Below are 13077 nucleotides of genomic sequence, written 5' to 3'. Positions count from 1 at the left end.
CAAAAGTGTAAGGTATTGGCGAGGGGAAGATTACTATGTGGATACAGAAAATCCAGTGGCTCGTGCGCACGTGGTGTGTAAGGCAACGGACTTGGGGATGTTTGATTCGCATCACTGCCATGAGGGAGTAAAAGATAGACATGATGAATAGTTGGGAATCGTGTGCAATAGATGTAAAGGATTTTGTCATGAATCTTTTATGTGAGACGAAAGAAGTTTTAAAGGAAGACTTCGTCGGTTTTTATTTGCATGGCTCTTTAGCAATGGGAGGATTTCATCCTAAAAATAGTGATATTGACATTCTCATTGTGACGATCACACCGATGGCGGTTCAAGCAAAGAGGGAATTGGCGCAATTATTGCTGAAGCGCTCCAACAAGCCTTTTCCGATTGAAATGAGCTGCTTAAATGTAAAGCAGCTGAAAAATTGGGTGCATCCTTCTCCATTTGACTTTCATTACAGTGAATATTGGCGGGAGCGGTATGAAGCTGATTTGGATATGGGAACCAATCAATATTTAAATGATCACCTTAAAACGGATGCTGATTTAGCTGCACATATCACTATTACAACTGAACGAGGTATTTGTGTAGAAGGCGCACCGATTGTCGAAGTCTTTCCGGCAATTCCGCATGCGCATTACGTTGCTGCGATTATGAGTGATTTTGAAGCGTGTTTGGTAGACATTGAGAAAGATCCGGTTTATTGCACATTAAATTTATTGAGGGTGTTGTGGTATTTGCAAGAAGGTGTGATCTCATCGAAGCAAGAAGCTGGCCAGTGGGGATTACGATCATTGCCAAAAGGAATGACTGCTACGATTCAGAAAGTGATTGATCGTTACTCGGGCGAGGAAAGTAGCGATGATTTTGAGCAAGGGGAATTGCTAGCAGTGAGAGATGATATTGCGAGCAGTGTGAAAAGGTTGCTAAATAAATAGGGGGTAACCACGATGCAAATTCATACGCCACACATTAACGAGTATATGGATTGTTTAAACATACCGATTGGAACCACCGACATATCAGTTACTAGCGCGCATTTGCGTAGCTCACCTTAATACGTTTCCATTCGAAAATATTAGTAAGCTCCTTTATTTTAAAGATGGAAAAGATTTGCCGTCTCTTTCTACATTTGTGGAAAATCATCAAGACGCTCATTATGGTGGCACGTGTTATACGTTGAACGTGAATTTATTTGCGCTGTTAGAGGCGTTAGGTTTTGATTGTCACCTCATTATGCTCGGTGAGGAGCATGTGGGTATCATTGTCACCATTGATCAAGTGAAATACTACGTTGATTGCGGGGCTGCGGCACCGTTTTTCCGTCCAGTGAACTTAAACAATACGTCTCATAACGCCGCTGTATTTGGTGGAGACTGTGTGCATATTTTGCCAGTGAACATGCATGAGCAACAGTTCAAGTACGAGCGGTTTGTAAATGGCGAACAGAACGGGAAGACGTGGTTTTTTCAGGCGAACAAACGCTGCGAGGTCGCGGACTTTCGCGCTGTGATGACGGCATCGAATCAAGCGGGGACGACATTTATGACGATTTTACGTTGTCAGAAGTGGCAAACGGATCAAGAGAGAAGTGTGTCACTAGTGAACAATACGTTTGGTATTCGCTATGCAGATGGGAAGACGGTTCGTCACACGCTCAAATCTGTGAAAGAGATTGAGAAAGTGATTGCAGAAGAGTTTTTGTTACCAAAACTACCAGTGGCTGAAGCAGTTTCTGTGTTAAATGGTCTTGGCGTCGATATTTTTGCGACAAAGTCATGAATGTTTTCTGTATGCGGTTCTATATTGCTGCTTGAGAAGAGAGGAGCTGTGCGCATAATTGACGTTAAGCAATTGTCTTACACGTATTGGGGCTGGCACATATCATTTATTACCTTACGTGAATAACTAAGAAAAGAGGAGTTATTATGGAAATAATTTTAATTCGTCACGGTGAATCACAAGCCGATATCCTCAATGTCCATGAAGGACGTGCAGACTTCCCCTTGACTGATAAAGGAATTGAACAGGTGAAAAGAATGTCAGATCGTGTCTTATGTGAATTTCCTCCAGAAAAAATTTGGGCAAGTACATTGCAAAGAGCGAAAAAAACAGCTGAGATATTAGGGGGCGTCTGTCACTGTCCAGTAGAATATTTGCCTGATCTTATGGAACAAAACAATGGGGATCTAGCTGGAAGGCCACTTGCAGAATTAGAGGATCCGATTTCCCTGCTCCCCCATGAAAAACTCGGTAATATTGGTGAGAGTGCAATAGCGTTTCGTATGCGTGCTGAAGCCGTTTTTTCATACATTAAAAAAGAAAGCACGTCACATAAACGGATTGCCATTGTTACCCATGGAGGAATGATATCGAGGTTGATTGAGAGTTTCTTAAAGTTGTCTGCTATTCATAATGTCTATTTCTTTACGGGTGATACAGGAATTTATTATTTGGAGTATACAGAGAGAGGACGGTTAATTAGATTTATGAATAGTACTACTCATCTATAAATATATTTAAGAGGTTACGCAAGCGTTTTTCTATAGCTTTAACGATACAGTTGCATACACCGTTTGTGTGCTTAGGGCGATCATCATTCATTTCATCTGGATTCGCTTACTGTTAGCGAAGTTTCAGCCCGCTGTATTTTGACATGGAGGGGAAAGATGAGTCAAGTAAAACTTGTAAAATATGATCCGGCGTGGCCAGAAGCTTTTTTTCAGGCGAAAGAAGCCATTGCTTGTGCGATGAGCGAAAAGATAGAGAGAATCGAACATGTTGGTAGTACGTCGATACCAGGTATGATGGCAAAACCGATCATTGATATCGGTGTGACTGTGCGCATTCTAACGGATATTGATGAAGAGGTTATCAAGAAACTATATGAGATTGGCTTTGAACATGTGCCAAAAGCGCATGATCACGAGCGGTTGTTTTTCAGAAGAGGAGCGTTTGGGGCTGGCACACACCATTTGCACATCTATGAAGATGGCAGCAAAATGTGGTTACAGCTCCTCTTTTTTCGCGATTATTTAAGAGAAAATCAAGAAGCAGCAAGGGCGTATCAGCAATTAAAACAAGCGCTGGCCGTGGATGCTACGGAACGCTCGGAATATACGAGGAGAAAAGCGCCGTTTATTCGCGCGGTGTTGGAAAAGGGAGGGCTTTGATATGATCTACGTCATTAGACACGGGCAAACCGATTTAAACAAAGAAGGTAGAATGCAAGGGAGGCAGGGGTTACCGTTAAATGAAACAGGAATCGAACAAGCTGAAAGTTTGAGAGATCAGTTAAAGCACATCACATTCGATTCTGTTTACGCTTCCCCGCAAGAACGGGCGATACAAACGGCAGAAATCGCGACAGGAACGAGCGCAGTCATAGACGGGTGATGTAGGGGAAGCTGACCGATTAAAGGTAGAGGAAGTCGTGATGGCAGGCATTGTTCCAGACCCGACGGTGTATCAAGGGGTGGAAGATATCCAACAGTATATCGAAAGAATATTTTCTTTCATGAAAGAGTTAGAGCAGACATACAAGGGGCGAGAGCGAAACATCTTACTATCAGGTCATAAATGTACGACTGGCAGCATTGGTGCCTACTTTAAAGGGATACCGGAAGATGGAAATATCATGAGGTATGCTTCTGGAAATGGTGCGTATTATCGGTATGAATTTGCATGAGAGGATCCGGTGAAGACGATGGACAAAACGCGGATGGGTGACATGTGGAATGTGAAATTCATCGATACAATCGTCACACGACCGGATATCGTGGTTTACAAAGGCGAACGCCAGAACGAACTTGTGGCGGTGAAAGTGCATACACGTGAAGAAGTGTTTAAAAGAGAAGTTGATAGTTTAAAACGGCTCCACGCGAAAGGTGTGCGCGTGCCGAAAGTAGTAGACGCGGGAAAAGTGGGTGATCATTTTGTCATTGTTGAAGAATGGTTAGGAGGGAAGCCGCTTGAGCCGTTATTTTCAAATTACGATGATAGAAAGCAAGTTTTTTTAATGGAACGAATCGGGTGTCTGTTAGCAGAAGTGCAGTTTGCTTTATCAGCGGAGGAATTAGACGCGGCTTGTTTTTGGCAGCGATCAAATGAGGACAAGCTGAGCGCGTTTTCTTGGAGAAGTTACATGGAAAGCCAGGTAAAAAAGTGGATCGGGAGGGTCAAGCGCTCAGAAGAGGATAGCGCGCAGCACTTGGAAACATATTTTGCAGCGATTGCGGAGAAAGTGCGCACGTTGGCAGAGCCAGAGAGGGTGACACTCATTCATTGTGATTATGGTTTTCGGAATCTCCACATCACTTCAGATGAAAGTGATATACTGGGTGTGCTAGATTTCGAAGGTGTGGCGATCGGAGACCCGCTGTGGGACTTGGCGAAATTGCAATGGTATGATCTGCAGGATGAACGTGAGGACTGTCAGCACGCGTTTTTGCGGGGTTGGGAAAAGGAAGCAAAGCAACCTGTGGATATGGTGAGATTAAATTTCTATCAAGCGTTGGAATGTTTAGCAGGGATTGCTTGGGTAGATAAACAGCCGGAGATGAACGATGACTTGCGTAGGCTTAGGAGGCGCTCGGTTGCGGGATTGGCGCGTTTTTGTCGGAGGTTTTGATGGATGTTCAGCTTAGGAAACGAAATGAATTTCGAAAAGAGGAAACCTACATGTCTACGATCACAATAGAGAAAGCCGCGCAACATGATGCTCGAGCATTAACAGCAATAATAAAAGCGGTGTTTGACGAAGAAGCGAGCAAGTGGTTGGCTGACGAACCACATGTCGTTGATCCTAATATTCAACCGCCACGATATGACGCGTATGAAATGACTTGGTATATGATTAACGAGCTAAATTATTTCAAGATTATGCATGGGAAAGACATCATCGGTGGTGTGATTGTCACCATTTCTGGTGGCGCTTACGGAAGAATTGATCGTATATTTATCGATCCGTCTTATCAAAACCAAGGAATTGGTGGCAAAGCTATTCGTTTTATTGAAGAGGTATTTGCAGATGTGCATGTATGGGACTTGGAAACATCGAGTCGTCAAATAAGCAATCACCATTTTTACGAAAAAATGGGCTTCGAACTTACGTTTAAAACAGCAGATGAACATGGTTATACAAAACATATGAACGCTGCGAGAAAAGAAAATGTCATTCAAAGTGAAACGCGGCCAGATACAAAATATGAGCATTGTAACATGGCCGGAACGAGTTTTTACGAGGTTAATTTAGAAAATAGCGCTTATAGTACAAGCAATTTAATGAACAGCCATGTGAGTAACTGTAACATGAGTCAATCGAAATTTCAAAACATTAACTTCACTAATGCCTACTTTGCTGATTTGAATTTCTCTCGTAGTGAATTTGTCTTGCCGACACTATCAGGTGTTCGTTTTATCGATGCAGATCTAGGGGCGGAAAACGAACCACTTTTATTTGAGCGATGTGATTTAACGGGAAGTGAGATTAAAAACTGTACGCTCAAAAATGTGGAGATCAACAACTGTGACCTCACCGGGATGAAAATCAACAATATTTCTGTGGGGGAATTGCTTGAGGTGTATCGTGGTGTGAAGGGGAAGTAGTATAGAGAGGATTGATTTGAATGACATTTCAACAAAAAATTGAAACATTTATAAAAGGCTATGATGAAGAGTTGCCGTTTTCTGGCGCCGTATTTGTACAAGGTGAGCACACACGTTATGAAGGCGCATTTGGTCTCGCGAATCGGAGCGAGCAGATCGAGATCACCTTGCAAACAAGATTCGGGATGGCATCTGGGTGTAAAATGTTCACTGCAGTCGCGATATGTCAGCTCGTCGAGAAAGGAATGCTGACCTTCGACACGTATCTAAATAAGTGTTTATCGATTTCATTCCCGCACTTTGATCCAAGCATCACCGTTCATCATTTATTAACGCACACCTCAGGGATACCAGATTATTTTGATGAAGAAGTGATGAGTGACTTTGAAGAGTTGTGGAAAGCCGTTCCGATGTATGCAATCAAATCGCCGGCTGATTTTTTGCCAATGTTTCAGGACAATGCGATGAAGTTTCAACCAGGGGAAACGTTTTCCTATAGCAATGCTGGTTATATTTTACTTGGCTTAATTGTCGAGGAAGTATCGGGACAGTCGTTTCCAGACTATGTGCAGGAGCATATCTTTCGTGCTTGTGAGATGTCAGACTCTGGCTATTTTCGGATGGATCAACTGCCAGAACGAACAGCACTCGGATACATTGACAGTGAAGAGGATAATAGCTGGAAAACCAACATTTATTCCGTTCCAATTGTTGGCGGGCCAGACGGAGGCGCGTTTACAACCGTATTGGATCTTGAAAAGTTTTGGAATGGCTTATGGGCTGGAAAACTACTAGGCCCGGATTATCAGGAAAAATTATTGACGCCTTATGAAAATATTGAGGGTGAGTTGTATTATGGTTATGGGGTTCGGATTTTGAAGAAGAATGATGAAATCTATAAATATCTCAGCATTGGTTATGATCCTGGAGTAAGAATGCATTCATCTGTCAATGTGAAATTGAAAACACAGACGCACATTTTAGCAAATGTAGAACAACACGTTGTCCCGATTGTATGGGAAGTGGATAGGTTGTTTTCGGAGTGACCGGAAACAGGAGGGGAATAAAAGAAATATGAACATAATAGAAACCAAGCATACAAATGCAAACAATATAACGTTCGAATACGAATTCACTAGCAAAAGCGAAAGTATATCAAATAAACAGAGAGCAGATGTCCCATCTATTTTAGCTGTAGAAGCTTTGTTCATCATCAAGATAAATGATGAGCGATACTTCGAGGCAGAACTAGCCATTTTGGAATTCTACAAGGCTCTTTTTGAGTGGAAAACAAAGGTAAGGGATAATTTTGTTCCCGAGTTTCATTACTATACGATTGAATACGGGGAGTATGAAGATGGCGCGTTAATTTCATTGTGGCCATTTTCGCATCAAGCAAAGGTGACATCTATATGGGCAGAGGCCGATCTTCATAATGTGTTTGAAAGAGATTACGTTGTTGCAGCGTTTTGTGCGTTAGAGCAGAGGCTACGAGAAGATATTGAGGGCTATTTTCATATTGATCTAAAATATTTCTTGCAGCACATCCCAGAGCACATCCCCTATTTCGATGATGAAGAGGCCACATGAAATCATTACTAAACAACTATAAAACATTATATACACAATACGTGGCGCCTGAGCGAGGGAAAGTGTTTATCCTGTTCGTCCTAATGTTTAGGGCTTGAAAACATTTTTTTGTTGAGGTATGCTGCTGTGGTCGCGCTTTCTCAAGTGTATAGGTAACATCTTTGAATACGAATAACATTAGGAGGAGCATCCATATGGAAACAACTGAAGTAAAAAAAGCACTTGCTTACATAACGCGGTACCGAGACGGAGAATGGCAGTTACTTGTATATAAGCATCGCGATGATCCGGAGTCAGATATTCACGTGCCAGGCGGTGGAGTGGAGAAAAATGAAGATGAAAAAGAGGCTGCTGTGCGGGAAGTATTTGAAGAAACAGGGTTAACAAACATTGAATATGTCCGACGGATTGGTGTGTACAAGTATTTTTCCACGTATAGAAATGAGTATCAACGGAGATTTGTTTACCATTTTAAAGAGAAAGAAGATGGGCTCATTCCTGATCGTTGGGAATATGTCGTCAAATGTGACGGAAAAGATAATGGTTGGGTATTTCAATTTTTCTGGCTACCGATTCATACAATAGTAGGGGTGAATGAGGACGATTGTGATAAGTGGCAAGTCATCCGTAGTGATTATTTACCAGATTTAATCCGTTTGGAAAAAGAGAACTGAGTGATGTGGAAGAGGAGCTCATCCGGGGTGTGAAGGATAGCTCTTTTCTGGTGACTGGATTGGTTTGACAGGGACACATATTTCGCACTTGTTTTGGCGTATCATTTCCCCGGTATATCGCTCCAAAATCGGTTTGTCATCAATGCCATAACCATTGTCCTCTATTACTTGAAACATGTTGCACCATGCTTCTTGCACGGCTGTAGCCGTATGTTCAAGTGTGAAGACCATATACTGACCACCAGGAAGTTCGTCGTAAAGAAGGGAATGGTCAATCTGGTGATCATGCTCCAGAACGATACAGGCATCATATCGACATTTCTGTGGGGGCGTCACTTTTGCATTGTCTCGAGCAATACCAAGTATAATGGCAGAGCCAGTGAGTAAGTTTTTTTCTTGTGCCCATTCTTTGATTTGTGCGATTGCTTTCATGTTGGAAGGACCATAAGGGCCGATTTGCCGTATATAAGCGATGTGGTATAGAGGAAGTACTTCGATGTTTCTGTCCATCGCATGTCATTCCTTTCTGTATGCATTTTGGTTACATGGTTCATGCTATCATGTTATAAAAAGTTATTCATTTGTATTTTTAAAAAATATTAAAATGGCGAGAGTGTGCCGATATTAGAGCGAGCAATTTGATTGTGCGTCTATCCCACACGGCCTTTTGACAAGTTCTCCTGAGCAATTGGGGCAAACGAAAGTCATTTCTTTTGTGCACGCCGGACAGAAGGTGCATTCATGTATGCAAATATAAGCAACTTCGTGTGGTGCGAGTGTTTTTGTGCATGATTCACATGCGTTTTTCATGATCAATGCCATGATTCCTCACGTCCTTTTATAAGAGATTTCGTCAAAGTGATTGTGGCAAATTCTTCGTGCAGCGTGAGCAAAGAAGCTTCGTGAACTTGTTCAGCGGTGTAGCGTGCCTCACCCCATTGTAAAGGAAATGCGACAGTGGCATCAGAAACGACGGTTGTTTGAAAACCAAGATTTGCGCTCATCCGTGCGGTTGTGGATACACAGTGAGGGGTGGTGAAGCCCGCGATTGTTAAAGCGGCAATATGTTGCTTGCGCAAATACGATGTGAGTCCGGTGCCGATGAAAGCACTGTTCACTTGCTTTCGGAAAATCTCCTCACCGTTGATAGGCTGGGCTTCATTTTTAAAAGAAAATCCGGGATGTTCATGATAGAAAAGAGAGTGCCGGCGAGTTGAATGATGTTGAATGTGAATAACAGGTGCTTTTTTCTTTCGCCATTCGCCTAGAAGGAGGGCAATATTTTTTTCTGCGTCGTGATGATTGCGCTGTCCCCACTTCGGATCATCAAATGCTTGTTGCACATCGACTAAAAGTAGTGCGCTGTTCATGGGTATCAGTCCTTTTTGTTTGATGTATGTAGTGTAACAAGTATGATAGAAAGTAAGAATGTACTTTTTTTGGTTTTCAAACGCACATGCATGCTGTTTTAAAGGTTTCTATGTGCAATTTCCTAATGATTTGAGGTGGAAAAATGGATGAGATTGATTGGGAGATCATGAAGCAATTGCAAGAAGACGGACGGATGTCGATGACGCGTTTAGGGAAAGAAGTGAATTTGTCGGTGCCAGCGGTGAAGGAGCGGGTACAAAAACTAGAGGATAAGCAAGTGATTAGTGGTTACCGGGCGATGATTGACCCAAAAAAAGTCGGCAAGCATGTGATGGCGTTTGTGTTGATGGAAACGAGCCGGTGTGAAGCTTTTCGGAATTTTTGTATCGGGCATGAAAGCGTCATTGAATGTCATCGTTTAGCTGGTCAGTATAGTTATTTAGTCAAAGTGGTGGTCGAATAAGTGGAAGTGCTAGAGCAGTTCATTGATGAAGCGATGGCCTTTGGTCATCCATCGACGTTAATTAATTTATCTTCGCCGGTCCCTTACAAACCATTGGTAGAAGATGAAACAAACGTTTAATTAAATGGCATCTTAGCGTTGACGCAATCATGGAAGCGTTTTAATATGAGTAAGTAAAGTTAATATAATCCTATATGAACGGGAGCAGAAGCGCCATGATGATGAAAACAGCATGTTGGGGAATTGTTGCAAGCTTGTTATTAGTAAGTGGTTGTACAGAGCAACGGCAACAAGATGAATCGTTTCTTGAGCCGATTGAATGGAATAAGACAGAGGATCGGTTGTTGGGATTAACTACAGATGGTGCACTTGCTTTTAAGACGTCTGTGCTGGAAGACACAGTGAAGGAAATGAATTTCTACTTAGATGTGTATGAAGACGGTGCGCTAAATGAGGATACCTCACAGCAACTAGGTGGTTTTTCCTATAATGTCGAAGCCCCATTTACAGATGAAGAATTGTTTTTTGCTTATCAGTTTACGCAATTAGATGAGGATGATGATGTCTCTATTTCATTCTTTGTGCAAGCAAACGGTTCTGGTAGCTATAAAACTTCGGCAAGTATCCCATACAGTGCAAGCATCTTTAAAGGTTACCTTCCGGCAGATAGGCTTGATACCACTGCAGAAAGCACACCGTTATTTCTCTGGACTACAGATGATCGAGCATCATCAAATTGGAATACAGAGGAAGGAATGGAGGAATTACGGAGCCGAGGAAAAACTTTTGCTATGATTCGTGTTGAGTGGGTGAAAGAGTGAGGAACATGTAGTGATGTATTTAGTTTTATTCACAAAGAGGTTCTTAATGAGCTTAACAAAACGATTGACGTCGGACGTTGATCGTTTTACGCTAGAAAAGCGTTTGGCGTTAATAGACAGGAGGCATAATGATGATCAAAAATGCTGGAACGGAAGAATCAATTCGAAGGTGGAATGATTTTGCTAAGTCGTACGCGGCAGACCAGACAGAGCAAGGAGACTTAAGTCGGAGATGGCTTTTAAACCCAGCAATTCTTTCACTTATTGGAGATATAAAAGGGAAACGAGTCTTAGATGCTGGATGCGGAGAAGGGTACTTAAGTAGAATGTTAGACAACAGAGGTGCAAAGGTTACTGCTGTTGATTATTCAACGAGTATGCTAGACATTGCGAAAAAGCGCACGACAAAAGTGGATGCGATTACTTTTCAACAAGGGAATTGCGAAGACTTATCTTTTCTACAATCAAAGAGCTTCGATTGCATTGTATCCAATATGGTCATTCAAGATTTAGCTAATTATGAACAGGCATTTCAAGAAATGCACCGCTTACTCGTAGCGGGCGGAACATTTGTATTTTCAATCTTGCACCCGTGTTTTGTGACACCTGAATATGGCTGGGAGCGAGGAGAAGATGGAGAACCGTCACACTGGAAAGTAGATAAATATTTTTATGAGGGTGCATATGAGCAAGATTTTGGTGATAAGGAAAACATGTTATTTTTCCATAGGACGCTTACAAGCTATGTTAATACGTTAACGAAAACAGGATTTGTTTTAGAAGAGCTCGTCGAACCACAGCCTTCCAAAGAGATATTGGAAGCGCACCCTGAGGCGGCATTAAAGTTAAGGCGACCAGACTTTATTGTGTTCAAGTTAAGAAGACGAGGATAAACAGTTGCTGCTAAAAAGGTTTCTTAAGAGAGAAACAACCTAAGGGGAGATAACTGTGACAAAAAGTATGGGAACGGAAGAATCAATTCGAAGGTGGAATGGTTTTGCTCAAGCTTATGCGGCCATGCAGACAGAGCAAGGAGATAAAGGGCGTGAATGGCTTTTAAACCCAACCATTCTTTTTCTTATTGGAGATGTTAAAGGAAAGAGGGTATTAGATGCTGGGTGTGGTGAAGGCTATTTAAGTAGAATCTTTTGCAAGAACGGGGCTGAGGTTACAGCCGTCGATTATTCAACAAACATGATAGAGATTGCGAAAGAACGAACACCGGAAACACTCGTAATTAACTATAGACAGGGGAATTGCGAAGACTTGTCTTTTTTGCGTGCAGAAAGTTTTGATTGTATTGTATCCAATATGGTCATTCAAGACTTGGCTGATGATGAAAAAGCGTTTCAAGAAATGTACCGGCTACTCGTAGCCGGTGGAACATTTGTGTTTTCGATTTTGCACCCGTGCTTTGCAACGCCTGAATATGGCTGGGAAAGAGGAGAAGATGGAGAAATATTACACTGGAAAGTAGACAAGTATTTTTATGAAGGTGCTTATGAGCAGGACTTTGGTGAAAAGGAAAACATGTTATTCTTTCACAGAACACTGACAAGTTATATGAGTCGTTTAATTGGAACAGGATTTGTTTTAGAGGGCCTCATTGAACCGAAGCCTTCTAAAGAGATGATAGAAGCCCATCCTTCAGCTGCGTCAAAGTTGAGGCGTCCGAATTATATCGTGTTTAAATTAAAAAAATGAAGGTTGTGCGCAGGCTTTCACTCACAACATACTAGGAGACATATGAACAAATATCAATGGATAGACACGTTATGAGCAATCGGAGCAGCGCAACGGTTTTTTCGTTGTGGTTGTTAGGTGAGCTTGTGCGAGGTGCTGAGTGGGTAGGCGCAGCATTCATTTTAGTTGCGATTTATATTTCTGAATGGAAGCGGGTTTCTAAGAAAAAAGAACGTCGATTGAGTTCGTGTGGTAGAGAGGTGCATAGGCATGATAATAATGGGATTCATTGAGTTTGTAAAGTTTTTGGGACGAATTTTCACCGGGGAAGTTCCAGTGGTGCAGTTGTACATGATGATAGCGATGTTAGTTGTAGCTGTCGGCATCTATGTCATGTTTGAAGTGAGAAAGATGGGAGAAAAAGATATCCTAGGTCTCGCGATAGAGGGTTTCTTCGTTGGTGGTTTTACATTATTTATGTATACTGGGGGTTATATCATCGGTTGGAACGTGATCGCTCGACTTGGATCGGAATGGGTTCCTGAGTATGATGTTGCCGTAGTCAGCTGGTTCGCTGTAATTTCATTTGCGTGTGCGGTATTATTATTGCCACTCTCAATAAAGTTCGCCCAACTTGATGATGTTTTACCGAAGATAACGATGGCATCGGTGTATTTTGTGTTAATGATAGGTCTCATTTTATGCATGAACCATTTTGTTGCACCGCGTGTAGATATTCCGCTGATGATGCTACTAGTCAATGTGGCGGCAAATATGGTAATTGCTTTTCTAATTGCTTGCTATGTGAAAGTTAAAATGAACCGTTTAACAAAAGATAAAGAGAATGTTGCTGTTTGACCGAGGA

17 protein-coding genes and 2 pseudogenes are annotated in these 13077 nt (G+C 42.0%); 16 read left to right on the top strand and 3 right to left on the bottom strand.

Annotated elements, in window-relative coordinates; all coding sequences use genetic code 11:
- Window positions 1–140: 140 nt before the first annotated feature.
- From BLT29_RS11930 to BLT29_RS11885, 10 genes and pseudogenes are all read left to right on the top strand, one after another.
- The gene (locus BLT29_RS11930; protein WP_090776545.1) at window positions 141–941 is read left to right on the top strand and encodes an aminoglycoside adenylyltransferase domain-containing protein; all 801 of its coding nucleotides are present in this window, start codon (window positions 141–143) and stop codon (window positions 939–941) included.
- A 67-nt stretch (window positions 942–1008) separates the two neighbouring features.
- The gene (locus tag BLT29_RS11925) at window positions 1009–1785 is read left to right on the top strand and encodes an arylamine N-acetyltransferase (protein ID WP_245701266.1); all 777 of its coding nucleotides are present in this window, start codon (window positions 1009–1011) and stop codon (window positions 1783–1785) included.
- Between the two features lie 146 nt (window positions 1786–1931).
- Window positions 1932–2516 carry a histidine phosphatase family protein gene (locus BLT29_RS11920; RefSeq protein ID WP_090776544.1) on the top strand — a complete coding sequence of 195 codons (585 nt, stop codon included), beginning with the start codon at window positions 1932–1934 and terminating at the stop codon, window positions 2514–2516.
- Between the two features lie 156 nt (window positions 2517–2672).
- The gene (locus BLT29_RS11915; RefSeq protein ID WP_090776543.1) at window positions 2673–3176 is read left to right on the top strand and encodes a GrpB family protein; all 504 of its coding nucleotides are present in this window, start codon (window positions 2673–2675) and stop codon (window positions 3174–3176) included.
- Window position 3177: 1 nt separating this feature from the next.
- Window positions 3178–3691 (top strand): annotated as a pseudogene (locus BLT29_RS14080) (histidine phosphatase family protein).
- Between the two features lie 18 nt (window positions 3692–3709).
- Window positions 3710–4633 carry a phosphotransferase family protein gene (locus BLT29_RS11905; protein WP_090776542.1) on the top strand — a complete coding sequence of 308 codons (924 nt, stop codon included), beginning with the start codon at window positions 3710–3712 and terminating at the stop codon, window positions 4631–4633.
- Between the two features lie 50 nt (window positions 4634–4683).
- Window positions 4684–5610, top strand: a complete 927-nt coding sequence (locus BLT29_RS11900) for a GNAT family N-acetyltransferase (protein ID WP_090776562.1) — start codon at window positions 4684–4686, stop codon at window positions 5608–5610.
- Window positions 5611–5630: 20 nt separating this feature from the next.
- Complete coding sequence (locus BLT29_RS11895; RefSeq protein WP_090776541.1) at window positions 5631–6656, top strand: serine hydrolase domain-containing protein; 1026 nt, start codon at window positions 5631–5633, stop codon at window positions 6654–6656.
- Window positions 6657–6684: 28 nt separating this feature from the next.
- On the top strand, window positions 6685–7200 hold the full coding sequence (locus BLT29_RS11890) for a DUF7878 domain-containing protein (RefSeq protein ID WP_090776540.1): 516 nt from the start codon (window positions 6685–6687) through the stop codon (window positions 7198–7200).
- Between the two features lie 194 nt (window positions 7201–7394).
- Window positions 7395–7874 carry an NUDIX hydrolase gene (locus tag BLT29_RS11885; protein WP_090776539.1) on the top strand — a complete coding sequence of 160 codons (480 nt, stop codon included), beginning with the start codon at window positions 7395–7397 and terminating at the stop codon, window positions 7872–7874.
- A gap of 18 nt (window positions 7875–7892) precedes the next feature.
- Here the strand turns inward: BLT29_RS11885 and BLT29_RS11880 are convergent, their stop codons facing one another.
- From BLT29_RS11880 to BLT29_RS11870, 3 genes are all read right to left on the bottom strand, one after another.
- Window positions 7893–8384, bottom strand: coding sequence for an AraC family transcriptional regulator (locus BLT29_RS11880; RefSeq protein ID WP_090776538.1), 492 nt, complete (start codon window positions 8382–8384; stop codon window positions 7893–7895).
- A 114-nt stretch (window positions 8385–8498) separates the two neighbouring features.
- Window positions 8499–8696, bottom strand: a complete 198-nt coding sequence (locus BLT29_RS11875) for a DUF1272 domain-containing protein (protein ID WP_090776537.1) — start codon at window positions 8694–8696, stop codon at window positions 8499–8501.
- Window positions 8687–9244 carry a cysteine hydrolase family protein gene (locus tag BLT29_RS11870; protein WP_176763916.1) on the bottom strand — a complete coding sequence of 186 codons (558 nt, stop codon included), beginning with the start codon at window positions 9242–9244 and terminating at the stop codon, window positions 8687–8689. Before BLT29_RS11870 ends, BLT29_RS11875 begins: the two co-directional genes overlap by 10 nt.
- A gap of 143 nt (window positions 9245–9387) precedes the next feature.
- Here BLT29_RS11870 and BLT29_RS11865 point away from each other — a divergent pair.
- The 6 genes and pseudogenes from BLT29_RS11865 (at window position 9388) to BLT29_RS11840 (ending at window position 13070) form a co-directional block, all read left to right on the top strand.
- Window positions 9388–9828, top strand: a pseudogene (locus BLT29_RS11865) (Lrp/AsnC family transcriptional regulator).
- 95 nt (window positions 9829–9923) lie between these two features.
- Window positions 9924–10529, top strand: a complete 606-nt coding sequence (locus tag BLT29_RS11860) for a YgaN family protein (protein ID WP_090776535.1) — start codon at window positions 9924–9926, stop codon at window positions 10527–10529.
- A gap of 131 nt (window positions 10530–10660) precedes the next feature.
- Complete coding sequence (locus tag BLT29_RS11855; RefSeq protein ID WP_090776534.1) at window positions 10661–11422, top strand: class I SAM-dependent methyltransferase; 762 nt, start codon at window positions 10661–10663, stop codon at window positions 11420–11422.
- Between the two features lie 55 nt (window positions 11423–11477).
- Window positions 11478–12233, top strand: coding sequence for a class I SAM-dependent methyltransferase (locus BLT29_RS11850; protein WP_090776533.1), 756 nt, complete (start codon window positions 11478–11480; stop codon window positions 12231–12233).
- Between the two features lie 71 nt (window positions 12234–12304).
- A complete protein-coding gene (locus tag BLT29_RS11845) occupies window positions 12305–12505 on the top strand; it encodes a hypothetical protein (RefSeq protein ID WP_090776532.1) in 201 nt (66 codons plus the stop codon).
- Window positions 12483–13070 carry a hypothetical protein gene (locus BLT29_RS11840; RefSeq protein ID WP_141769898.1) on the top strand — a complete coding sequence of 196 codons (588 nt, stop codon included), beginning with the start codon at window positions 12483–12485 and terminating at the stop codon, window positions 13068–13070. The genes BLT29_RS11845 and BLT29_RS11840 overlap by 23 nt, the downstream gene beginning before the upstream one ends.
- The last annotated feature ends 7 nt before the right edge of the window (window positions 13071–13077 follow it).

The sequence above is a fragment of the Shouchella lonarensis genome, from assembly GCF_900096965.1.
Lineage (GTDB): Bacteria > Bacillota > Bacilli > Bacillales > Bacillaceae_D > Shouchella > Shouchella lonarensis.
The sequence above is the reverse complement of the archived record's forward strand: the minus strand, read 5'-3'. Positions and strand labels throughout refer to the sequence as shown.